Annotated in this window: 21 protein-coding genes; 13 read left to right on the forward strand and 8 right to left on the reverse strand. The window is 68.0% G+C overall.

Annotated features, from left to right (window positions below; genetic code table 11):
• Position 1: 1 nt before the first annotated feature.
• From ASC81_RS13585 to sugE, 9 genes are all read left to right on the forward strand, one after another.
• Positions 2 to 1,435 (forward strand): cytochrome P450, encoded by a 1,434-nt coding sequence (locus tag ASC81_RS13585; protein WP_056267957.1) that lies wholly within the window; start codon positions 2 to 4, stop codon positions 1,433 to 1,435.
• Between the two features lie 47 nt (positions 1,436 to 1,482).
• Positions 1,483 to 1,881, forward strand: a complete 399-nt coding sequence (locus tag ASC81_RS13590) for a VOC family protein (protein WP_056267960.1) — start codon at positions 1,483 to 1,485, stop codon at positions 1,879 to 1,881.
• Between the two features lie 34 nt (positions 1,882 to 1,915).
• Positions 1,916 to 2,785 carry a class A beta-lactamase gene (gene bla / locus ASC81_RS13595; RefSeq protein WP_056267963.1) on the forward strand — a complete coding sequence of 290 codons (870 nt, stop codon included), beginning with the start codon at positions 1,916 to 1,918 and terminating at the stop codon, positions 2,783 to 2,785.
• Positions 2,782 to 3,684, forward strand: coding sequence for a GyrI-like domain-containing protein (locus ASC81_RS13600; RefSeq protein ID WP_056267966.1), 903 nt, complete (start codon positions 2,782 to 2,784; stop codon positions 3,682 to 3,684). The genes bla and ASC81_RS13600 overlap by 4 nt, the downstream gene beginning before the upstream one ends.
• A gap of 13 nt (positions 3,685 to 3,697) precedes the next feature.
• Positions 3,698 to 4,306, forward strand: coding sequence for a GyrI-like domain-containing protein (locus ASC81_RS13605; RefSeq protein ID WP_056267968.1), 609 nt, complete (start codon positions 3,698 to 3,700; stop codon positions 4,304 to 4,306).
• A gap of 81 nt (positions 4,307 to 4,387) precedes the next feature.
• Positions 4,388 to 4,699, forward strand: coding sequence for an NIPSNAP family protein (locus ASC81_RS13610; protein ID WP_056267971.1), 312 nt, complete (start codon positions 4,388 to 4,390; stop codon positions 4,697 to 4,699).
• Positions 4,696 to 5,019 carry an antibiotic biosynthesis monooxygenase gene (locus ASC81_RS13615; RefSeq protein ID WP_056267974.1) on the forward strand — a complete coding sequence of 108 codons (324 nt, stop codon included), beginning with the start codon at positions 4,696 to 4,698 and terminating at the stop codon, positions 5,017 to 5,019. The genes ASC81_RS13610 and ASC81_RS13615 overlap by 4 nt, the downstream gene beginning before the upstream one ends.
• The gene (locus ASC81_RS13620) at positions 5,016 to 5,702 is read left to right on the forward strand and encodes a helix-turn-helix transcriptional regulator (RefSeq protein WP_056267976.1); all 687 of its coding nucleotides are present in this window, start codon (positions 5,016 to 5,018) and stop codon (positions 5,700 to 5,702) included. The genes ASC81_RS13615 and ASC81_RS13620 overlap by 4 nt, the downstream gene beginning before the upstream one ends.
• 56 nt (positions 5,703 to 5,758) lie before the next feature.
• The gene (sugE, locus tag ASC81_RS13625; protein ID WP_056269010.1) at positions 5,759 to 6,073 is read left to right on the forward strand and encodes a quaternary ammonium compound efflux SMR transporter SugE; all 315 of its coding nucleotides are present in this window, start codon (positions 5,759 to 5,761) and stop codon (positions 6,071 to 6,073) included.
• A gap of 19 nt (positions 6,074 to 6,092) precedes the next feature.
• Here sugE and ASC81_RS13630 read toward each other — a convergent pair whose 3' ends face one another.
• The 6 genes from ASC81_RS13630 to ASC81_RS13655 form a co-directional block, all read right to left on the reverse strand.
• Positions 6,093 to 7,637, reverse strand: a complete 1,545-nt coding sequence (locus ASC81_RS13630) for a SpoVR family protein (RefSeq protein ID WP_369820860.1) — start codon at positions 7,635 to 7,637, stop codon at positions 6,093 to 6,095.
• Positions 7,638 to 7,690: 53 nt separating this feature from the next.
• Positions 7,691 to 8,974, reverse strand: a complete 1,284-nt coding sequence (locus tag ASC81_RS13635) for a YeaH/YhbH family protein (protein ID WP_056269012.1) — start codon at positions 8,972 to 8,974, stop codon at positions 7,691 to 7,693.
• A 16-nt stretch (positions 8,975 to 8,990) separates the two neighbouring features.
• On the reverse strand, positions 8,991 to 10,913 hold the full coding sequence (locus ASC81_RS13640; protein WP_056269013.1) for a PrkA family serine protein kinase: 1,923 nt from the start codon (positions 10,911 to 10,913) through the stop codon (positions 8,991 to 8,993).
• A gap of 427 nt (positions 10,914 to 11,340) precedes the next feature.
• Positions 11,341 to 12,231 (reverse strand): ParB/RepB/Spo0J family partition protein, encoded by an 891-nt coding sequence (locus tag ASC81_RS13645; RefSeq protein WP_056267982.1) that lies wholly within the window; start codon positions 12,229 to 12,231, stop codon positions 11,341 to 11,343.
• Positions 12,232 to 12,242: 11 nt separating this feature from the next.
• Positions 12,243 to 12,764, reverse strand: a complete 522-nt coding sequence (locus ASC81_RS13650; RefSeq protein ID WP_056267984.1) for an alpha/beta hydrolase — start codon at positions 12,762 to 12,764, stop codon at positions 12,243 to 12,245.
• 5 nt (positions 12,765 to 12,769) lie between these two features.
• Positions 12,770 to 13,465 carry an SDR family NAD(P)-dependent oxidoreductase gene (locus ASC81_RS13655; protein ID WP_056267987.1) on the reverse strand — a complete coding sequence of 232 codons (696 nt, stop codon included), beginning with the start codon at positions 13,463 to 13,465 and terminating at the stop codon, positions 12,770 to 12,772.
• Between the two features lie 63 nt (positions 13,466 to 13,528).
• On the opposite strand from ASC81_RS13655, the gene argC reads away from it, so the two are divergent.
• Positions 13,529 to 14,476 carry an N-acetyl-gamma-glutamyl-phosphate reductase gene (gene argC / locus ASC81_RS13660; protein ID WP_056267990.1) on the forward strand — a complete coding sequence of 316 codons (948 nt, stop codon included), beginning with the start codon at positions 13,529 to 13,531 and terminating at the stop codon, positions 14,474 to 14,476.
• A gap of 10 nt (positions 14,477 to 14,486) precedes the next feature.
• On the opposite strand, the gene ASC81_RS13665 is transcribed toward argC, so the two are convergent.
• Positions 14,487 to 15,320, reverse strand: coding sequence for an NAD(P)H-binding protein (locus ASC81_RS13665; RefSeq protein WP_056267994.1), 834 nt, complete (start codon positions 15,318 to 15,320; stop codon positions 14,487 to 14,489).
• A gap of 109 nt (positions 15,321 to 15,429) precedes the next feature.
• Between ASC81_RS13665 and ASC81_RS13670 the strand changes: the two genes are divergently transcribed.
• The 3 genes from ASC81_RS13670 (at position 15,430) to ASC81_RS13680 (ending at position 20,237) form a co-directional block, all read left to right on the forward strand.
• Complete coding sequence (locus ASC81_RS13670; protein WP_056267996.1) at positions 15,430 to 16,380, forward strand: AraC family transcriptional regulator; 951 nt, start codon at positions 15,430 to 15,432, stop codon at positions 16,378 to 16,380.
• Between the two features lie 93 nt (positions 16,381 to 16,473).
• Positions 16,474 to 18,888, forward strand: coding sequence for a hypothetical protein (locus ASC81_RS13675; protein WP_056268000.1), 2,415 nt, complete (start codon positions 16,474 to 16,476; stop codon positions 18,886 to 18,888).
• The gene (locus ASC81_RS13680; RefSeq protein ID WP_056268003.1) at positions 18,885 to 20,237 is read left to right on the forward strand and encodes a triacylglycerol lipase; all 1,353 of its coding nucleotides are present in this window, start codon (positions 18,885 to 18,887) and stop codon (positions 20,235 to 20,237) included. The genes ASC81_RS13675 and ASC81_RS13680 overlap by 4 nt, the downstream gene beginning before the upstream one ends.
• Positions 20,238 to 20,325: 88 nt before the next feature.
• Here ASC81_RS13680 and ASC81_RS13685 read toward each other — a convergent pair whose 3' ends face one another.
• Positions 20,326 to 22,569, reverse strand: coding sequence for a beta-glucosidase (locus tag ASC81_RS13685; protein ID WP_056268006.1), 2,244 nt, complete (start codon positions 22,567 to 22,569; stop codon positions 20,326 to 20,328).
• Positions 22,570 to 22,631 lie beyond the last annotated feature (62 nt).

The raw sequence follows: 22,631 nt of genomic DNA on the forward strand, positions 1-22,631 counted from the left end.
CGTGGAGCCCACCGCTGCGCCTCCCGCCGGCGCGCTGCGCCAGTTTGATGACCTGCCCGGCCCGCGCGGCGTGCCCGTGTTCGGCAACCTGCTGCAGATCGACTCGACACGGGTGCATCAGCAGGTCGAGGCCTGGTGCGAGGAGTTCGGGCCGATCTTCAAGCTGCGCCTGGGCAAGCGGCGCCTGGTCGTGGTGGGCGACCATGCGCTCATCAGCGCCGCCATGCGCGACCGGCCCGATGGCTTCCGGCGCACGCAGCGGCTGGAAGACATCGGCCGCGAGATGGGTTTGAGCGCCGGTCTGTTCGCTGCCAATGGCGAGGTCTGGAAGCGGCAGCGCCGCATGGTCATGGCCGGCTTCGACCCGGTGCACGTGAAGCGCTACTACCCGTTCCTGTTGCGCGTGGCCGGGCGCCTCGTCGACCGCTGGCAGGTGGCCGCGCGCGAGGACTGCCGCATCGAGCTGCAGGCTGACCTGATGCGGTTCACGGTCGATGCCGTCGCCGGCCTGGCCTTTGGCGAAGACGTCAACACGCTGCAGTCCGATGAGGACGTCATCCAGCAGCACCTGAACCGTATCTTCCCGATGCTGTTCAAGCGCATCTTTTCGCCGTTGCCGCTTTGGCGCTGGTGGCCGTCGGCGGCAGACAAGGCGCTGGCGCACAGCGTGTCCGAGGTGAACGTGGCGGTGCAAGGCTTCATCACCCAGGCGCGGGCTCGCATGGCCGCTAATCCCGCGCTGCGCGAGGAGCCCGGCAATCTGCTGGAGGCGATGTTGGTGGCCGCCGACGCGCCCGACAGCGGCATCGACGACGAACAGGTGGCCGGCAATGTGCTGACGATGCTGCTGGCCGGCGAGGACACGACGGCCAACACGCTGGCCTGGATGGTCTGGCTGCTGTGGCAGCACCCCGAGGCGCTGGCCCGCGCGCAGTCCGAGGTGGACCGCGTCTGCGCAGACACGGCACTGCCGACGCAGGCGCAGCTGGGCGAACTTGATTTCGTCGAAGCCTGTGCGCACGAGACGATGCGGCTGCGCCCGGTGGCGCCCATCAACACGATGCAGGCCCTGCATGACACGCAGTTGGGCGATGTGCAGGTGCCCGCCGGCATGATCGTCATGGGGGTCATGCGGCGCGACGCCACGAGCGAGCGCCACCTGCCCAACGCCGCCGCCTTCGACCCCGCGCGCTGGCTCGCGGAAGGCAAGCAGGCGGGCGCGGCCAAGCGTCTGTCGATGCCCTTCGGCGCCGGGCCCCGCATCTGCCCGGGGCGCTACCTGGCGCTGATGGAGATCAAGCTGGGCATGGCTGCGCTGCTGCGCCATTTCGACATCGCCGCAGTCGACACCCCTGACGGCCAGGCGCCGCGCGAACTGCTGCAGCTGGCGATGGGGCCGGTGGGTCTGTCGATGCGTCTGCGCTTGCGCGCCTGAGCTTCGCCACAATCCGGCGCTTCGCGTTCTTTGCTCAGGAGACAGGCATGTTCAACCACGTGATGGTCGGCACCAACGACATCGAGCGCAGCAAGCGCTTCTACGACGCCGTGCTTGGGGTGCTCGGCGCGCCCGAAGGCGTTCGCAACCAGGCGGGATCGGGCCACCAGCGAGTGTTCTGGCGCCATGCGGGTAACAGCTTCGGCATCAGCCAGCCCATCAACGGCGAGCCGGCCTGCCACGCCAATGGCGGCACCATTGGCTTCAAGTGCGAGTCGGCCGAGCAGGTCAAGGCCCTGCACGATGCGGCGGTGGCCCATGGCGGCCAGTCCATCGAAGAGCCACCGGGCCTGCGCGAAGGTGCGCTGGGTGCGATGCACCTGGCCTATGTGCGCGACCCGGATGGCAACAAGATTTGCGCCATCCATCGCGTGAAGGCAGCCTGACCGGGGCTCGCACGAGCGCACGAGAATGCGGCGAATGAAACGCCGCACACTGCTCGGCCAACTGGTCGCTGTACCCGCCCTGCCCGCCATCGCATCGCCCGTATCGGCCACCTCGGCGGGCTTCGCCGCGCTGGAGCGTCGCGTGCAGGGCCGCCTGGGTTTCTTCGCCATCGACACCGGCAGCGGCCGCACGCTGGGCCACCGCGCCGACGAGCGCATGGCGATGGCGTCGACCTTCAAGATTCTGCTGGCCGCGCTGGTGGCCGAAGGTGTTCAGGCCGGGCGCTGGGGTTGGAACGACGCGGTGCCGTTGCGTGAGGACGAGCGCGTGCCGCATTCGCCGGCCTTTGACCGCCTGCTGCCGCGGGGCAGCGCGACGCTGGCCGAACTGGTGCAGGGCATCGTCGTGGAAAGCGACAACCCTTGCGCCAACGTGCTGCTGCGGCATTGCTGCGACACACCCGCCGGGCTGACGGCGTGGCTGCGCCAGCAGGGCGACGCGGTGACGCGCCTGGACCGCTGGGAGCTGGCGCTCAACGAGAACGCGCCCGGCGACCCGCGCGACACCAGCACCCCTCGCGCGTTTGCCAGGACGCTGCAGCACCTGCTTCTGGGCAGCGGTCTGTCACGAGCAAGTCAGGCGCGGTTGTGGGCCGACCTGCAGGCGTCCCGTACCGGCTTGAAGCGGCTGCGCGCCGGTGTGCCCGACGCGGGCTGGCGCGTCATCGACAAGACCGGCACGGGCTATCGCGGCTCGGTCAACGATGTGGCGCTGGTGTTCCCACCGAATGGACGCTCGCCCTGGGTGGTGGTGGCGCTGCAGTCGGATTCAACGGAGCCGACTGACGATCTGTCCGCCGTGCATGCCGAGGCGATGCGCCAGCTGGTGAAGGCCTGGGCGTGAGCGGCGCGAATGCCAGCCGCCGCCAGTACGAGGCGCGCATGCACCGCGTGCAGGCCTACATCGACCAGCACCTGGAGGCGCCGCTGGACTTGCAGGCCCTGGCTGCAGTCGCGCATTTCTCGCCCTACCACTTCCACCGCCTGTTCCTGGCCTGGACAGGCCAGACGCTGGGCGACTACTTGGCGCGCCGGCGCCTGGAAAAGGCCGCCCAGCGCTTGCGTGGCCAGCCGGACTCGACGGTGCTGGGCATCGCGCTGAGCGTGGGCTATGGCTCGGCCGAAGCGTTCGCGCGGGCCTTCAAGGCGCGCTTCGGCCAATCGCCGACGCAATGGCGCAATCTCGATCAGGCCGACAGCAATCTGGATCAGGGCGGCGCTTGGCAGGCCGGCGAGCATGGCTTCTCCGCCAACTTCGAAGCGAGAGACCGCGTGAATGTCCGCCTCATCGACCGCCCGCCCGTGCGCATGGGCTATCTGCGCTACCAGGGTGCCTACGGCCCCGCCCTCAGCCGCTTCTGGGCCGAAACCTTCGACCCCTGGCTGGCCATGCAGAACCTCGGCGCCGTGTCGCGCTTGGGCATCGGCCATGACGACCCCAGCCTCACGCTGCCCGAGCAATGCCGCTACGACGCCGGCGTGGCTGTGCCTGCCGACTGGGTACCCAACGGCGGTGCCCTCGTCACCGAGCTGCCGGGCGGCCGCTATGCGGCGCTGGACTTCGAGGGCACCGGCGCCGAGATCGGCGCGGCCTGGGCGGCACTGATGGGCCGCTGGTTGCCCAGCAGCGGCCTGCAACTCGATGCCCGGCCCTGCATCGAGCACTACGGCCCGGGCTCGCGCTTCGACTTGAAGACGGGCGTGTTCGACTGCGAGCTCTGCATCCCGGTCGCACCGTTGTGACGCCAGCACCGTCGTGCAAAAGATCGACTTCAAGAAGGCGCTGAAGCAGCTCTATCACGCGTCGGCCACGCGCATCGACGTGATCGACGTGCCTGAGATGACCTATCTGATGGTCGATGGCAGCGGCGACCCCAACACGTCGAGCGAGTACGCGCAGGCGGTCGAGGCGCTGTTCTCCGTCTCGTACACCGCGAAGTTCATGGCCAGGAACGGGCCGCAGGGCGTCGACTACGCCGTCATGCCGTTGGAAGGCCTGTGGTGGGCGGACGACCTGTCCGACTTCATCAGCAACGACCGGCGTGGCTGGCGATGGACCATGATGGTCATGCAGCCTCCCGTCGTGACGGGCGAGCTGCTTGCGCAGGCCATCCAGGCCGTGCACCGCAAGAAGCAACTGCCCTGGATTGCGAAGTTGCGCATCGCTGCATTCGAGGAAGGCCAGTGCGCCCAGCTGTTGCATGTCGGTCCGTTCTCAGAGGAAGGCCCGGACATCCAGCGGCTGCACGAGTTCATCGCCGCCAAGGGCGCTTTGCGAGGAAAGCATCATGAGATCTACCTCTCGGACATCCGGCGGGCATCACCGGCGAACTGGAAGACCATCATTCGTCAGCCGATGAAGTGATGGCGACGCTTCGCTGTGCGCCTAAGCATCATCGTGAGATGGCGGCGCACAGTGCGGCTCATGCCACGAAGGAACGCCGCCATGCCAGCCATTACCTGCTTCATCCGCTATGACATCGACCCGCCGCAGCGCGAGGCCTTCCGCGCGTATGCGCAGGCCTGGGGTCGGATCATTCCGCGCCTGGGCGGCCGGCTGCTGGGCTACTGGCTGCCGTGGGAAGGGACGAACTACGAGGCCTGGGGGCTGGTGGGATTTGACTCGCTGGCCGAATACGAGGCGTATCGCGCCCGGTTGAAGGCCGACCCGGAGGCCCGGGCCAACTTCGAGTTCGCGCAGCGGGAGCGATTCATCCTCCGCGAGGAGCGCCGTTTTTGCGAGGATGTGCATCCATGATCGCCGTCATCTTCGAAGTGCAGCCCACGGCCGATGGGCGACAGGCCTACCTCGACCACGCCGCCGCGCTCAAGCCGCTGCTGGAGCAGATGGAGGGGTTCATCTCCGTGGAGCGCTTCCAGAGTCTTCACAACCCGGACAAGCTCTTGTCGCTGTCCTTCTGGCGCGATGAAGACGCCGTGCGCGGCTGGCGCGAGACGGAGCGGCACCGCCAAGCGCAGGCGGCGGGGCGGGGTGGCTTGTTTGCCGACTACCGGCTGCGGGTCGCCCACGTCGTGCGTGACTATGGGCTCAATGATCGGGCCGAAGTTCCCCGATGAACGAACCTCGCCTGGCCCGCGTCGCCGCCGCGATCGCCGACCCGACGCGGGCGCGCGTGCTGTCGCGGCTGCTGGATGGCCGGCTGCACACGGCGGGCGAGCTGGCCACGCATGCGGGAGTGACCGCGCCGACAATGTCCGCCCACTTGAAGCTCCTCGTCGACGAAGGCCTGGCACGGGTTCGTCAGCAGGGCCGGCATCGCTACTTCGGCCTGGCCGATGGCGACGTGGCGCATGCGCTAGAAGCGCTGCTGCGTGTGGCTGACCAACGCGATACCGAGCCGGCTGCTGATGCGCGCCGCTGGCACAGGCCCGAGATGCATGGGCTGCGGCACGCGCGCAGCTGCTACGGGCATCTGGCCGGTGAACTGGGCGTGCGCTGGCGTGAGGCGCTGCTGGCCAAGGGCTGGGTGCAGGCTGCGCCGGATGGCCGCTACGAGGTGAGCGAGCCGGGCCGCGAGGCGCTGGCCGAACTGATGCCCGCCGAGGCCATGACCGGCCGAGAGCTTTACGACTGCGTCGACTGGTCGGAGCGCCGCGACCATTTCGCCGGGGCGTTGGCGGTGACATGGCTAAATGCGATGGTGGACAAGGGCTGGCTGCGGCGCGACGCGCAATCTCGTGAACTGACGCTCACGCCGATGGGGAAGCTGGCGCTGGAGGCAGGCTTGTTGCGGACGTGAACTCTGCCTGGACGGCGGCGGCAGAATGCCAGCCACCCTCACTCTCGATGCACGCCATGGCCTGGTTGCTGCTCCTCATTGCCGGCCTGCTGGAAGTCGGCTGGGCCATCGGCCTCAAATACACCGAAGGCTTCACCCGCCCTGTGGCCACGGCGCTGACCGTGACCGCCATGGTCCTCAGCGTCGGCCTGCTCGGCATCGCGATGAAGACGCTCCCCGTCGGCACCGCCTATGCCGTCTGGGTGGGCGTGGGTGCAGTCGGCACGGCGATCCTGGGCATCGTGCTGTTCGGCGAACTTGCCAGCCCCGGCCGGCTGGTCAGCCTGGGCCTGATCGTGGGGGGCATCGTGGGGCTGAAGCTGGCGTCCTGACCGGCAGGCCGGCAGCGCTTCAAAGCGCCTGCGCCGGCACGTTCCAGCGCCGCGTCACATCGCCGCGCGTGTTGACGCTCTCCAGATTGACCGCAAAGCCCCACAGCCGGCCCACGTGCTTGAGCACGTCCTGGGCGCTGTCGTGCAGCGGGCGGTTGAGGTGCTGCACGTGGCGCAGCGTCAGTGACCGGTCGCCGCGCAGGTTGACGTTCCAGACCTGGATGTTGGGCTCGCGCGTGGACAGGTCGTACTGGCGCGACAGCGCCTGGCGGACGTGGCGATAGCCGCCTTCGTCGTGGATGGCGGAGATCTCGTACTCGGTCTTGGCCTCGTCGTCGAGGATGGAGAAGAGCCGGAAGTCGCGCATGATCTTCGGGCTCAGGTACTGGCCGATGAAGCTCTCGTCCTTGAAGTTGCGCATCGCGTGGTCGAGCGTGGGCAGCCAGTCGCTGCCGGCGATGTCGGGGAACCAGTCGCGGTCCTCGTCGGTCGGGTTCTCGCAGATGCGCCGGATATCGGTGTACATCGCGAAGCCCAGCGCATACGGGTTGAGGTTGGCGCCCGGGTGCTGGTAGACGACGTTGGTGTGGGACTTGAGCCACTCGATCATCATGCCGTCGCTCAGGTAGCCGTCGTCATACATCTGGTTGAGCAGGCGGTGGTGCCAGAAGGTGGCCCAGCCCTCGTTCATCACCTGCGTCTGGCGCTGCGGGTAGAAGTACTGCGCGATCTTGCGCACGATGCGCACGACCTCGCGCTGCCAGGGCTCCAGCAGCGGCGCGTTCTTCTCGATGAAGTACAGCAGGTTCTCCTGCGGTTCATCGGGGAAGCGGCGGCTCTCGGCGGCTTCGTCGGGGCGGTCGGGCCGCTTGGGCAGCGTGCGCCAGAGGTCGTTGATCTGCGACTGCGCGTGCTGCTCGCGGTCCTTCAGCCGTGCGCGCTCTTCGGCGAGCGACAGCTTGGCGGGGCGGCGGTAGCGGTCCACGCCGTGGTTCATCAGCGCGTGGCAACTGTCGAGCAGCGTTTCGACGGCGTCCAGGCCGTGGCGCTCCTCGCACTCGGCGACGTAGTTCTTGGCGTAGACGAGGTAGTCGATGATGGACGAGGCATCCGTCCACATGCGGAAGAGATAGTTGCCCTTGAAGAAGCTGTTGTGCCCGTAGCAGGCGTGGGCGATGACCAGAGCCTGCATCGCCAGCGTGTTCTCCTCCATCAGGTAGGCGATGCAGGGGTCGGAGTTGATGACGATCTCGTAGGCCAGGCCCATCTGGCCGCGCTTGTAGTTGCGCTCGGTGCTGATGAACTCCTTGCCGTAGCTCCAGTGCCGGTAGTTGACCGGCATGCCCACGGAGGCATAGGCGTCCATCATCTGCTCGGCGGTGATGACCTCGAGCTGGTTGGCATAGGTGTCCAGGCCGAAGCGCGCGGCGGTGTCCTTGATGACGGTGTGGTACTCGTCGATCAGGTCGAAGGTCCAGTCGTTCGGCGAGGGCAGGGGCTGCGTGGGCCGGCGCTCCAGCGGGCGCATCTGGCGCAACGGATCGTGCTGGCGGCGTTCGGGCATGCCCGGCGGCGGCTTGGCGACGCGCCCGGGCTGGCGGCGGTTCTCCAGCGAACTCATGCGACCGCTCCTTCCTTCTTGAACAGCTCACGGAAGACCGGATAGATCTGCGAGGCCTCGACCGCCTTGCGCATCGCGAAGTGGCGGGCGTCCTCGGTCAGCTTTTGGTATTCCTCCCAGAGGTTCTGCTCGGGCTCGGCCACCTGCACATAGGCGAAGTAGCGGCACAGCGGCAGCAGCTTGTCGGCCAGCAGCTCGCGGCAGCGGCCGCTGTCGTGGTGCCAGTTGTCACCGTCGCTGGCCTGGGCGCCGTAGATGTTCCACTCGGTCGGCGAGTAGCGCTCCTTGATGATCTGCTCCATCAGCACGAGGGCGCTGGACACGACGGTGCCGCCGGTCTCCGTCGCGTGGAAGAAGTTCTGTTCGTCCACCTCCTGCGCCTGGGTGTGGTGGCGGATGAAGACGACGTCGATCTTCTCGTAGTGCCGAGTCAGGAACAAGTAGAGCAGGATGAAGAAGCGCTTGGCGAGGTCTTTGCGGCCTTCGTCCATCGAACCGGACACATCCATCAGGCAGAACATGACGGCGCGCGTCGTGGGCACCGGGATGCGCGTGCGGGCGCGAAAGCGCAGGTCGATGGGGTCGAGGAAGGGGATGGCCTTGAGGCGCTCACGCAGGTGCTGGATGCGCTCGCGCGTCTCGGCCAGCAGGCGCGGTGTCTCGGGGCGGTCTTCTTTGAGCAGCTCCTGCTCGCGGGCTTCGAGCTCGTGCAGCTCCCGCCGCTTGTCCATGCCCAGCGCGATGCGCCGGCCAAGGGCGCCGCGCATCGAGCGCACGACATGCAGGTTGGTCGGCGTACCGTCGGAGACGAAGCCGGCGCGCTGGCTGCGCCACTCCGGCGTGTCGGCCAGCGTGGTGCGGGCGAGGTTGGGCAGGGCCAGGTCGTCGAAGAAGACCTGCATGAACTCTTCCTTGGTGAGGTGGAAGACGAAGTCGTCCTCACCCTCGCCCTGATCACTGGCTTCGCCGCCGCCACTGCCCTGCCCGCCTTGCCCGCCTTTGGGCTTGGCGATGCGGTCGCCTTTCACGTACTCCTGGTTGCCGGGCCGCACGACCTCCCGCACGCCGCCGTCGCCATGGCCGAAGACGGGCTCACTGAGGTCCTTCTTCGGGATGTGCACATCCTCGCCGCGCTCCATGTCGCGGATGCCACGGCCGTCGACCGCGCGCTTCACCGCCTCGCGGATCTGCTCTTTGTGGCGGCGCAGGAAGCGCTCTCGGTTGCCGATCGACTTGTTCTTGCCGGAAAGGCGTCTGTCGATGATCTGTTGCAGGGACATCAAACGGCCTGCTTTCTTAACTGGACTTGCGCACCCTCAAGTACCACTCGCACAACAGCCTGACCTGCTTGGCCGTGTAGCCCTTGTCCACCATGCGCTGCACGAAGTTCTCGTGCTTCTTGGCGTCCTCGGCGCTGGCCTTGGCGTTGAAGCTGATGACGGGCAGCAGCTCCTCGGTGTTGGAAAACATCTTCTTCTCGATGACGGTGCGCAGCTTCTCGTAGCTGGTCCACAGCGGGTTCTTGCCCGCGTTGTTGGCACGCGCACGCAGCACGAAGTTGACGATCTCGTTGCGGAAGTCCTTGGGGTTGGAGATGCCGGCCGGCTTCTCGATCTTCTCCAGCTCGGCGTTCAGCGCCACGCGGTCGAAGACCTCACCGGTGTCGGTGTCGCGGTACTCCTGGTCCTGGATCCAGTAGTCGGCATAGGTCACATAGCGGTCGAAGATGTTCTGGCCGTATTCGCTGTAACTCTCCAGATAGGCGGTCTGTATCTCCTTGCCGATGAACTCGGCATAGCGCGGCGACAGCTGCTCCTTGATGTAGCTGACGTACTTCTCTTCGAGCTCCTTGGGGAACTGCTCGCGCTCGATCTGCTGCTCCAGCACATACATCAGGTGCACTGGATTGGCGGCCACTTCCGCCGAATCGAAATTGAAGACCTTGGAGATGATCTTGTAGGCAAACCGCGTGCTGATGCCGCTCATGCCTTCGTCGACGCCGGCGTAGTCGCGGTACTCCTGGTAGCTCTTGGCGCGCGGATCGGTGTCCTTCAGGTTCTCACCGTCGTAGATCTGCATCTTGGAATACAGCGACGAGTTCTCCGGCTCCTTCAAACGGGTCAGCACTGCGAACTGGCTCATCATCTTCAACGTACCGGGTGCGCACTTGGCCTCGGCCAGCGACGAGCCGCGGATGAGCTTCTCGTAGATCTTGACCTCTTCGCTGACGCGCAGGCAGTAGGGCACCTTGACGATGTAGACGCGGTCGAGGAAGGCCTCGTTGTTCTTGTTGTTGCGGAAGGTCTTCCATTCGCTCTCGTTGCTGTGCGCCAGCACGATGCCGTCGAAGGGAATGGCGCCGAAGCCCTCGGTGCCCTTGTAGTTGCCCTCCTGCGTGGCCGTCAGCAGCGGGTGCAGCACCTTGATGGGCGCCTTGAACATTTCCACAAATTCCAGCAGGCCCTGGTTGGCCAGGCACAGGCCGCCGGAGTAGCTGTAGGCGTCGGGGTCGTCCTGCGCGTAGGTCTCGAGCTTGCGGATGTCGACCTTGCCGACCAGCGAGCTGATGTCCTGGTTGTTCTCGTCGCCCGGCTCGGTCTTGGCCACGCCCAGTTGCTTGAGCACGCTGGGGTAGCGCTTGATGACCTTGAACTTGCGGATGTCACCGCCGAACTCATCCAGGCGCTTCACGGCCCAGGGGCTGAGGACGCGATTCAGGTAGCGGCGCGGGATGCCGTAGTCGCGTTCCAGCAGCGGGCCGTCCTCGACAGGGTCGAACAGGCCAAGCGGGCTTTCGTTCACCGGCGAGCCCGCCAGCGCATAGAAGGGCACGTGCTCCATCAACTGCTTGAGCCGCTCGGCAATCGAGCTCTTGCCGCCGCCGACGGGGCCGAGCAGGTAAAGAATCTGCTTCTTCTCCTCCAGGCCTTGCGCGGCGTGCCGGAAATAGGAGACGACCTGCTCGATGGCTTCTTCGAGGCCATAGAACTCGGCGAAGGCCGGATAGATCTTGATGGTTTTGTTGGCAAAGAGCCGCGACAGCCGCGGGTCATTGCGCGTGTCGAGCATCTGCGGCTCGCCGATGGCCTGCAGCATGCGCTCGGCAGCCGTGGCGTAGGCCAGTGGGTTCTTCTTGCACTCTGCGAGGTAGTCCTCCAGCGAGAGCTCCTCGACCTTGCTGCGCTCGTAGCGCTTCGCGAAATGGTTGATGACGTCCATGCCGACCTCCTGCGGTTTGAACTCCACAGGGCCACAGGCACGATGCGTGCCCGAGGGACTGGGGGGTTCTGATCGCGCCTCAACTGCAAGGCGTCATCAGAACTCTCCATTCGACCGATCAGCAGCTTGCAGCTGCCAAACACTCGGCGATCACAAGAATAAGCCGCGGCAGGACTACCAACAAACCGACGGGTCTTTTCGTTGACAGGATGCCGGGCCAGCATACGCCCGCCATTTAGGCAAGACCTGGCACTTTTCGGGCAAACCACACGAACCCGGGGGCGATGTGGCGGCCCGCCGACAGCGCGTCAGTGAAGAACTGTTGCGGCGTCGTGAGCGTCACAAATCACGACGCTCAAGCTAGTGTTGAACGCTTCCCGACGGCGCCTTGTCGGACGCCGCCGCATTGCATCCGGGGCGTGCCTTCTCAGGCGCCGCGCAGCTTTTCGAGGATGCCCGACAGCGCGTCCAGCGAGTCGAACTGGATGGCCAGCTCGCCGCTCTGGCCGCGCTTGCTGCGCTTCTTGACACGCACTTCGACGGTGGCGCCCAGGGCGTCGGCCAGCTCTTCTTCGAGCCGCAGCACGTCGCGGCTCTTGTCGGTCTTCACACGCAGCAGCGGCGTCTGGCGCGCGGCGCCCTGGTGCCTGGCGACCAGCTTCTCTGCCTCGCGCACGCTGAGCTTCTTGGCTGCGATCTCGCTGGCGGTGGTGATCTGCGCGGCGCCGTCCAGCGGCAGCAGCGCGCGGGCATGGCCCATGTCGAGGTCGCCCGCCATCAGCATGTTCTGCACCGGTGCGGCCAGGTTCAACAGGCGCAGCAGATTGCTGGCCGCGCTGCGTGAACGGCCCACGGCCTGGGCCGCCTGCTCATGCGTCAGGCCGAACTCGTCGGTCAGGCGCTTGAGGCCCTGCGCTTCTTCGAGCGGGTTCAGGTCTTCGCGCTGGATGTTCTCGATCAGCGCCATCGCGGCGGCCGATTCGTCCGGCACCGCCTTGACCAGCACCGGCACCTCTCGCAAACCGGCAAGCTTTGCCGCACGGAAGCGGCGTTCGCCCGCAATGATTTCGTAGCTTGCCGCCCCGTTGGCAGTGATCGGCCGCACGAGGATCGGCTGCATGATCCCCTGGGCCTTGATGCTCTCGGCCAGTTCGTACAGCGAGCCCTCGTCCATGCGCGTGCGCGGCTGGTACTTGCCGGCCTGCAGCTGCTCCAGCTTCAACGTGGAGGGCAGTTCGGTGACGGGCGCCTCGCTGACCTTGGGGCCGAGCAGCGCTTCCAGGCCGAGGCCGAGGCCTTTGGGTTTCTTGGTAACCATGGGCGGGATTGTCACAGCCTCAACAGCAGCGCCCGGCCCTCCGGCCAGTCGCCCAGGCCTGACTCGGCATTCAGATGACCGCGCGGGCCGGCCATGACGACGCTGCTGCCCCAGTCCACCGCCATCTGCGTGCTGCGCTCGGCGGCGCAGTAGGGGTCGTCGCTGCTGATGACGGCCATGCTCGGAAAGGGCAGGCGCGAGCGCCGGATGGGGCGCCAGGTGTGAAGCTGCGGTGGCATGTCCTCGCGCTCGGTGTCGGGCGGTGCGACGAGCAGCGCGCCGGCGACGCGGGCGGTGTGCTGCGAATGCTCGCTCCAAGCCGCCACCAGCTGGCAGCCCAGTGAATGCGCCGCCAGCAACACCGGCCGGTCGTTTTCCAGCAGCACCTCGTCCAACCGCGCCATCCAGTCGCCGCGCCGGGGCCAGTCCCAGTCGTGCTGCTCCACGCGGCGGTCGCCGTGCAGCGTCTCCCAGCGGCTTTGCCAGTGGTCGGGGCCGGAGTTCTGCCAGCCGGGGAGCAGCAGGATGCGCATCACGCTCAGAGTGCCGCGAAGTCCTGGGCGCTGATCCAGCGGCCGCTCACCCCGTCGGTCGCCAGCACGGGCACCAGCGCCCCAGGCAGCACGCTTTCCACCGCGCCGGGCGCGTTGGGGCCGCCCAGGTCGGTCCGCAGCCAGCCCGGGTCGAGCAGGTTCATCGTCACGCCGGTGCCCTGGAGCTTGGGCGCGGTGTCGTAGACGAACTTGTCCAGCGCCGCCTTGGAGGCGGCATAGGCCATCAGTTCGGGCTGGTCCTTGATGCCGGACGTCACGTTGACGATGCGGCCCCAGCCCCGCGCCGTCATCTGGGGCAGGACGTGGTTGCACAGCAGGATGGGCGCGATGGTGTTGACGCGAAAGCTCAGCTCGTAGTCGGCCGGTACCACCGTCAGATAGTCCTCGCGGTATGGCGTCATCACCGCGGCGTTGTTGTGGAGGATGTCGAGGCTGCCGCACAGGGCGCTGACCTCGTCGGCCAGGCGCAGCACTGCAGCGCTGTCGCTCAACTCCGCCGCCACCGAATGCACGGTGGCGCCTTGCTCGCGCAGGCGGCTAGCGAGCGAGGCGGTGGCCTCGACGCTGCGGCTGTGAAGGATCAGCCGGCAGCCCTCGTCGGCCAGCGCCAGGGCGACTTGCTGGCCGATGCCCCGGCTGGCGCCGGTGACCAAGGCCCAGCGGTCAACAAGGGGTTTCATTCGAGGAAGCTCCGGCGCATGACAATGACGGATTCCATTATTCCTGCCCATGGAGATCGAGGCATGACGTACAAGGTTTTTGTTGACGGCCAGGAAGGCACGACCGGCTTGCGCATCCACGACTACCTCGCAGCGCGCACGGACGTCGAGGTGCTGAAGATTGCCCCCGACAAGCGCAAGGACCCGGCCGAGCGCTCGCGTCTGCTGAACGCCGCCGACGTGGCCTTCCTGTGCCTGCCCGACGTGGCCTCTCGCGAGGCGGCCTTCATGGTCAACAACCCCAACACCTGCCTCATCGACGCCAGCACGGCCCACCGCACGACGCCGGGTTGGGCCTTCGGTTTGCCGGAGCTGAACCGCGGCCAGCGCGCGGCCATCCGCAACGGCAAGCGCATCTCCAACCCCGGCTGCCATTCCAGCGCGTTCATCCTGGCGGTGCGTCCGCTGGTGGACGCCGGCCTGCTGCCACCTGATGCCGCCGTCAGCGCGACGTCGATCACCGGCTATTCGGGCGGCGGCAAGTCCATGATTGCCGACTACGAGCAGCAGCCGCTGCCGGCCCAGCTGCAGGCGCCGCGGCCCTATGCCCTCAGCCTCAAGCACAAGCACCTGCCCGAGATGATGGCCCACACCGGCCTGGCCACGCCGCCGGTCTTCATGCCCATCGTCGGCAGCTTCTACAAGGGCCTGGCCGTCAGCGTGCCGCTGCACCTGAGCCAGCTCAAGGCAGGCACGACACCCGAGGCCGTGCACGCTGCGCTGGTGGCGCATTACGAGGGTGAGCGCTTCATCAACGTACTGCCTCTGCGCGATGCGCCCACGGTCGACGCCGGCGCATTCAACGTGCAGGCCTGCAACGACACCAACCGCGTCGACCTCTTCGTGTTCGCGTCAGACACGCAGCTGCTGCTGGTCGCTCGCCTGGACAACCTCGGCAAGGGCGCCAGCGGCGCGGCCGTGCAGTCGATGAACGTGCACCTGGGGCTGGAGGAAAGCCTCGGCCTCGTTTGAGCCTGGGCGCTCAGGCCCAGGCGGCCCGGTAGTCGGCTGCGTACTGCGCCACCGTGCGGGGCGCCTGGCCGGTGATGGCCTGCACCGCGTCGGTCACGCGCTCGGCATGGCCGGCCTTGAAGAAGCCCAGGATCAGCAGCAGAAATTCGACATAGTCCGCCGGCAGGCCGGCGCCCAGCAACGTGCCGCGCAGGGCCTCGGGGGCAATGTCCTGGTAGCCGATGGGCTTGCCGGCGGCCTGGCTGAGCAGGGCCGCCACCTGGTCGTGGTCCAGCGCCTCGGGGCCGGTGAGGTCGAAGTCCTGGCCGTCGAAGCGGTTGCTGACCAGCAGCGCTGCCGCCACGGCGGCGATGTCGCGCGCATCGATGAAGCTGCCCTTGGCGTTGCCTGTAGGCAGCAGGATCTGGCCCTGTGCCTGGATGCCCGGCAGCCAGTAGCTGTTGAAGTTCTGCATGAACCAGTTGGGCCGGATGATGTTGAAGGCCAGGCCCGACTGCTCGAGATGGCGTTCCGCCTGGCGCAGCGGTGACGCCTCGTCAGCATTGGCGCCCATGGCGGTCATCAGCACCAGCTTGCGCAGGCCCTGGGCCCGCGCGGCATCGATCAGCGGGTTGAGCAGTTCGTGCTGCCGGGTGTGCCCGGGCGGCGACAGCAGGAAGGCGGCGTCCGCGCCGGCCAGGGCGGCCTCGCGGCCCTGGCCGGTGGTCAAGTCGAACAGCACCTGATCGGGCTGCGTGGGCGCGCGGCTGGTGGCCTTTCGCACGGTGTGGCCGGCCTGGGCCAGCAAGCGTGAGAGTTCGGTACCGACAGTGCCGCTGGCGCCGACAACGAGGAAGATGGACATGGGTTCGAGCCTTGGGAGCGGGTGGGAGTGAAGGCATTGTTTGGCCGCTGACCTGTACGGGAAATGGCTTGGAATACACAATGCATGTCTGTCCGTACTGGGAACCGCCATGTCTGCCGCGCCGCTGGACCTGCTGACCGACCTGCTGCAGCAAGCCGGCCTGCGCCGCCGCCTGATGGATGCGAGCGCGCTGTCACCCGCCCGGGGCTTGCGCTTCCCATGTGAGCGCAGCATCGGGCTGCACGTGGTGACGCAGGGCCCAGTGCATGTGCACGCGCCAGGGCTGGACGCGCCGCTGACGCTGCAGGCGGGAGACATCGCCGTCATGGCGCGGGGCTGCGAGCATGTGCTGACGGTCGGCCCCGGCCTGGAGGGCCTGCCGCTCAGCACCATCGGTGTGGCTGCTGATGATGATCCAGTGGTGGACGGTGCAGCCGGGTCGTCGGTCATCAGCGGCGCCTACCAGCTGTGGAACACGCCGGTGCATCCGTTTTTTCGCCAGCTGCCCGCCTGGTTCGTGCTGCGCGCCGAGGAACTGGCCGCGCTCCGGCCCCTGGCCCTGACGATGGACCTGCTCAGCGAGGAAGTTCGCCAACAGGCGCTGGGCGCCGAGACGGTGACCCACGGGCTGCTGGACGTCGTCTTCACCTACCTGCTGCGCGAGATGGTGGCGCGGCAGGCGCCGGAAGTGGCCGGCTGGTCGCACGCCGTGCGCGACCCGCAGATCCGCAAGGTCATCGCCTGCATGCACCAGGCGCCCGAGCGGGCCTGGACGCTGGACGAGCTGGCGCGCACCGCCGGCCTGTCGCGCACCGGCCTGGCCGAGCGCTTTCGCGACGCGATGGGCGACACGCCGCTGAGCTACTTGCGCACCGTGCGCCTGCAGGCCGCCATGCGCTGGCTCAGCGAGAGCGACCGCACGCTGGAGCAGGTGGCCCAGGAGGTGGGCTATCAGGACGCCTTCAGCTTCTCCAAGGCCTTCAAGCGCGAGGTGGGCGTGTCGCCGCGCGAGTTCCGGCGGCGTGACGAGGCGGACAAGCCGCTGGCCCACCGCTTCTAGGCGGCTGTAGAACAGGGGCCTTGTCGCCGGCACGCCGCTCGCGATACTGGCCGCCCGCTGCGCCGACCGGCAGCGAAGGGAGCAAGACCGAGGATGGACGACACCACACGACCGGAGGAGGTGCTGCTGGACAGCGTACGCATCGCCAGCGCGGGCGATGCGCTCGGTATGCCGCTGGCCGCGGTGGACGACCGCTCGCGCCAGAGCATGGCCCAGCAGGCGCTGCGCTGGACCTATGTGCTGCGCTCCCGCCAGCGCTGGGTGCGCGAGGCCAAGGTGCGCGAGCAGCACCAGCTGCAGGCCGCCGAGACACTGAAGGCGCTGGGGCTGGATGCGTTCCAGCTGCAGGCGCTCAGCGAGGTGTCGACGCTGGTGGTGCGCGTGCCCTACCAGCACGAAGCCATCCTGTGGGAAGGCCGCATCTTTCCGTGGGAGTACGTGCTGGCCGCCGCGACGCGCGAGCAGCGCCGCGCAGCGATTGGCAAGCGCAAGGCGCTGACCATCATCCGCGAACTGCAGGTGCAGCACGAGGTCGAGGGCGACTGGCAGCCGGTGCCGCGCGAGGCCGTTGTCTTTCCGGCCTGGAAGGACCTGCGCGTGCTCTTCGTCAATGCGCTGCCATTGGAGTTGTGCGAGCGCTGGACCGTCGACGCCGAGCTCGCAAATCTGGCCGCGGCGTTGCCCAAAGAGGTGCCGGCGCCGCGGGTGCTGAACTACCCCAGCCTCGATGAGCTGTGCGCCGAGCTGCGGGCGCGGCCACCGCACCTGCTGCACTTTGCCGGCATGGACAGCCATCAGGGCCTGCGCGAGCTGGGCACCATCGTTGGCAAGTCCGCGCTGGTCGAGGCACCGGAGTCGGACCAGGCGGCCGCGCCACGCCGCGTGCAACCCATCGACGAGCTGTTGGCCGATTCGCGCCGCGTGCTGGACGGCCTGCTGCTGCGCGGCGCTGAAGGCTGTCCGCGCCTGGTGCATGCGCAGGCGCTGGCCCAGGCGGTGGGCGACGCGGTTGGCAAGACACCGCCTTATCTGACGACGCTGAACGTGTGGAACAGCGCCGGGCGGCTGGCGCCCATGTTGATCGCTGAAGGCGCGACGCGGGCTGCGCTGGGCTTTCAGGATGCCTTCGACGACTCGCTGGCCGAGTACGCGCTGACCCAGCTGCTGCGTCGTCTCTTCGCCAGCGGCTTCGACCTGCCCGCTGCGTTCACCAGCGTGTGGGAAGAGGTCAGGGCCCTGCCCGAATCGGTGGATGCCACCGGGGTGACGCTGTGGGTGGACGGCCCCGTCTTCGTCGACCCGGCGGTGCGCCTGGCCCACGAGGCACGCGCCCGTGCGCTGGTGATGGCGGCGGCCGACGTCGCGGCGCCGGCGTCGCGGTCGGCCGTGGTGCGTTGCGAGATCGAGCCCTTCCCCGAGCTGAACTACGCCGTGCTGCACAACGCCCAGCCGCTGTTCAGGCGCTTCGTGCTGAGCTGCGACAACCCTCAGCAGGCCGCGCCGCTGGACGTTGAGGTGGCAGTGCACATGGGCGCCGAGGTGGCGCGCTTCCAGCGCCGCGTGCGCATGCGCCAGGTACGCGAAAAGCTGACCGACAAGATCCACGTGCCACTGACCGCCGAGGTGGCGCGCAGCGTTCACGAGGCCATCAACACCAGCGTGGTCGTCAGCGTGCGGCAGGGCGATGAGCTGCTGTACCACGACAGCCACCGCCTGCGCCTGCTGCCGGTGGACCAGTGGCGCGACAACCGCCGCGACGGCCGCTGGCTGCCGTCCTTCGTGCTGCCGCGCGACCCGGCGGTGCTGGACGCCGTGGCCATGGCGCGCCGCTACAACCGCGTGCTGCGCGATGACCCGACGGCCGGCTTCGACGGCTACCAGTGTGTTCGCGACGACGCCATCAACGAGGACGCCCTGCGCGGCGTCGACCGCCAGGTCGAGGCGTTATGGGCCACGCTGCTGCACGACTGGCGGCTGGGCTACATCAACCCGCCACCGAGCTACAGCGGCGAGCTGGACTCACAGCGCCTGCGCGTGCCGTCGATGGTGCGTGCCGAGCGTGCCGGCACCTGCATCGACCTGGCGCTGCTGTTCGCCGCCTGCCTGGAGCTGATCGACATCTACCCGGTCGTCATCCTGCTCGAAGGCCATGCGCTGCCCGGCTGGTGGCGCCATCGCAGCTTCCAGGAGGAGTACCAGCGCATGGGCTCGGCCAATTACAGCGAGGTCGTGCAGGCCGATGCCGGCGGCAGCTCCGCGGCCAATGCGCAGGTCGTGAGCTGGCATGCCGGCAAGGCCAGCTGGGCCGAGGTGAGGCGCTGGATACGCGAGCGCAAGCTGGTGCCCATCGAGACCGTGCGGCTGACCGAGCACTGCGGCTTCATCGAGGCCATCGAGGCCGGCGTGCAGGCGCTGGCCGAACGCGCTGACTACGACTCCATGCTGGACGTCGTCACCGCCCGCCAAGCGCAAGTCACACCGCTGCCTTTGCTGAAGGACGCGCCATGAGCCACGCCCTCTGGCGCAACGCGCGTGAGCAGCTCGGCGAGCCTGCGTTTGCTCGCGCGGAGGACTTGCGCGCGTCCATCCAGCAGCGCCGCCGCCGCAGCTACGAGGCCGGCCGCGACGATGGCCGCGCAGCCGTGCGCCTGGTGCGCGACGACGGCATGCTGCGCTGGGTCTACGAGCCCCCGGCCCGGCCGCGCGGCGCTGGCGGCGGGCGGCGCAGCTGGCGCGCCGTCGGGCTGGACCCGCGCGAGACGGTCGAGCGCATCGCCTTCCCGGAACTCGGCGAGAACGCCGTCACGGCCGGCCTGGTCAAACTGGACCACCGCCTCAATCCCGTGCTCGGGAATCTCGGCGCGCCGGCGCAAGGCTTGCGTCGCTGGGACGGCCAAGCCTGGGCGCCGCTGCCGGCGGGCTTCATGGACACCGTGCAGGGCCGCGTGCTGGTGTTGGTGCACGGCACCTTCAGCGCCAGCGCGATGTACGCCAAGGAATTCGCCGCGACGGCCGACGGCGAGGCGTTGTTCGAGCGTCTGACGCGCGCGGGCGACCGCTATGCGGCCGTGCTGGCCTTCGACCACCCGACGCTTTCCGTCGCGCCCTGGCTGAACGCGCTGGCGCTGCGGGATGCCCTGGCCGGTTGCACGGCCGAACTGGACTTTGTCGGTCATAGCCGCGGCGGTCTCGTCATCGCCTGGCTGCTGCGTCTGGCGCCGACGCTGCCCGTGCGCCAGGCGTTGTTCGTCGGTTCCCCGCTGGCTGGCACCTCTCTGGCCGCGCCGGACAAGATCGGCCAGGCGCTGGACACGCTGGCCAGCATCGCCGATGCGCTGGCAGAGGGCGCGGTCAGGGCCGGCCGGCTCATGCCTGGGCTGGAGTCGCTGTCGCTGGGCGTCGCGGGTCTGGCCTGCGTGCTGGGCAAGGTGCTGGCGCTGGGCTCGCGCACCCCGCTGGCCGACGCGGCCGTGGGACTGGTGCCGGGCCTGCTGGCCCAGGGCCGGATCGCCAACAACCTGGAGCTGGCCCAGCTGTGGCCACTGCAGGGTCCAGCGACCGGCGTGGATGTGCGCGCCATTGGCGGCAGCTTCAAGCCCAGCGAGACCCATGAGCCACTTTGGAAGCTGTGGAAGCGCATCAACAACCTGAAAGGCCAGGCGATGTACTACGGCGCCGACCTGATCTTCGACCAGCCCAACGACCTGGTCGTGGATAGCACGTCAATGAGCCGCCTTGGCGACCTGACGCTGGCTGCGCCGCACTGGGAGGACCTGGGTGTGAGCGCGCAGACGCATCACACGAACTACTTCCAGGATTTGAGGGTGTTGAATTGGTTGGATGGACGGTTGCGGTGAGGCGGGTTGGCTGACCGACAGGGGTCGCCCGCCGGGAGGGGCACAACATTGAGTCGGTTTGCCACGTGCCGAGCGCTCACCGAAGGGTTCAGCGCCGCAGCTGCGCCGACGTGAATCTGCGGCCGACCAGCGCCAGCTTGGCGGTGGCGCGGATGTCATCCGACCCCGCGCCGAGCTGCACTTCATACATGCCGGGCGCGATGACCCATTCGCCGGTCGACTCGTCGAACGTGGCCAGCAGCCGGGGGTCGACATTGACCGCGCTCGTGCCGGTCTGGCCCGGCTTCAACGCCAGCTTGCCGAAGCCGACCAGGCGACGAGGTGCTTCCCAGCGGGCGCTCTGCGGCGCGCGGATGTAGACCTGGCCGACCGAGGCGCCCTCGCGGTGGCCGGTGTTCTTGACGGAGAACTTGACCGTCATCTGCGCCTTGGCTTGGCTGGCTTGGAGGCCCCCCAGCTCGAAGCTCGTGTACGACAGGCCGTGGCCGAAGGCATACAGCGGCTTGTGGCCATGCAGGTCGAACCACTTGTAGCCGACCGCCGCGCCCTCGGTGTAGCGAACCGTGAACAGCGGGCCTTCCGACTTGCCGCCGATCTTTGGGCGGACAAGTTGATCCGTGCTGGCGGGGAAGGTGAGGGGCAGGCGGCCCGACGGGTTGACCGCACCCGTGAGCAGCCGGGCGATGGCCTCGCCGCCGGCCGCGCCCGGGTAGAAGGCCGCCAGGATGCCCTTCACGTCCTTGTGCCACGGCATCAGCACCGCGCCGCCGCTCTCGACGACGACGACCGTGTTCGGGTTGGCCTTGGCCACCGCGCTGACGATGGCGTCCTGGTTGCCGTCCAGGCTGAGCGACGGCGCATCCAGCGACTCGGCCGTCCACTGGTGGACGAAGACGATGGCGACATCGGCCGCTGCGGCGGCTTTGGCTGCTGCGTCGACATGGGTGCCGGCGTCGAAGGCGAACTGCGTCGCTGGCAGCTGCTTCTGCAAGGCCTTCATCGGCGACGACGGTTGCCACACCTGCGTGAGCCAGCCGCCGGGGCCCAGGCCCGGGACGGCGTTGCCGCCGATGGGCGTGACGACGGCGGAGCCGCCGCCGGCGAGCACGGCCTTGTCGGCGTAGCTGCCGATGATGGCGACGCGCTTGGGCGCGGCAGTCGGGGACAGCGGCAGCACACCTGCGTCGTTCTTCAGCAGCACCAGCGACTGCTCCGCAGCCGCCTGCGAGACCTGCGCATGGGCGGCGTAGTCGATGGGACCGGTCTTGACCGGGTGGTCCACCACGCCCTTGTCGAACATCGCCCACAGGATGCGCCGGGCCATGTCGTCGATGCGGGCCAGCGGCACCGAGCCGTCATCGACAGCGTCCCGCAGCGGCTTGGCGAAATAGGGCACCTTGTCGAACGGGAAGCCGGACTGCTGGTCCAGCCCGCCGTTGGCGTCCTGCACCGTCGAGTGCACGGCGCCCCAGTCGGACATGACATAGCCCTTGTAGCCCCAGTCGCGTTTGAGCACCTGGTTCTGCCACTTGTCGTTCTGGCAGGCGTAGACGTCGTTGATGCGGTTGTACGAGCACATCACCGAGCCGGGGCTGGACTTCTCGATGGCCAGCTCAAAAGCTAACGCATCACTCATGCGCAGCGCGGGCTCCGAGATCTGGGCGCTCACCAGCGTGCGGCCGGTCTCCTGCGCGTTGATCAGGTAGTGCTTGACGGTCGAGATGATGTTGTTTGACTGCACGCCGCGGATCAGCCCGGCGCCCATCTCGGCGGCGAGCAGCGGGTCCTCGCCGGTGTATTCGAAGTTGCGGCCGTTCAGCGGCTCGCGCGCCAGGTTGATGCCACCCGCGAGCATGACGTTGAAGCCCGACAGCCGCGCCTCCAGGCCGATCATCTTGCCGCCGGCCTCGGTCACGCGCGGGTCCCAGCTGGCGGCCGTGGCCAGCGACGAGGGCAGGGAGGTGCGCTCCAGGTAGGGGTTGCGCACGCCGATGGAGGCGTCGGCCTGGTACTGGGCCGGGATGCCCAGCCGCGGGATGCCCGGGATATAGCCGGCCGAGCCTGGGATGACCTTGGCGGCGACTTCCTTGGCGTTGACGCCGGGAATGATGGTGCTGTCCACCTGCGCGAGCTGGTCGCCCGACGCGTAGCCGAACAGCAGCAGCAGCTTCTCCTCCAGCGTCATGGCCTTGAGCAGCAGCTCGGTGCGCTGCACGGAGGCCTTGTTGCTGTCCGTCCAGGGCTGGGTCGAGGCCGCATGCGCCGTCGGAGCGCTGGCGCAAATCGCCATAGCGACGGCGGTGACCAACAGGGAAGCGTTCAATGTTTTCATGGCGGGTGGCGCTTCCCAGCTTGGCGTGGAGGCGCTTTCAAGATCAACGAAAGCGGGCCGCC

The sequence above is a fragment of the Pelomonas sp. Root405 genome (assembly GCF_001425165.1).
Taxonomy (GTDB): Bacteria; Pseudomonadota; Gammaproteobacteria; order Burkholderiales; family Burkholderiaceae_C; genus Pelomonas.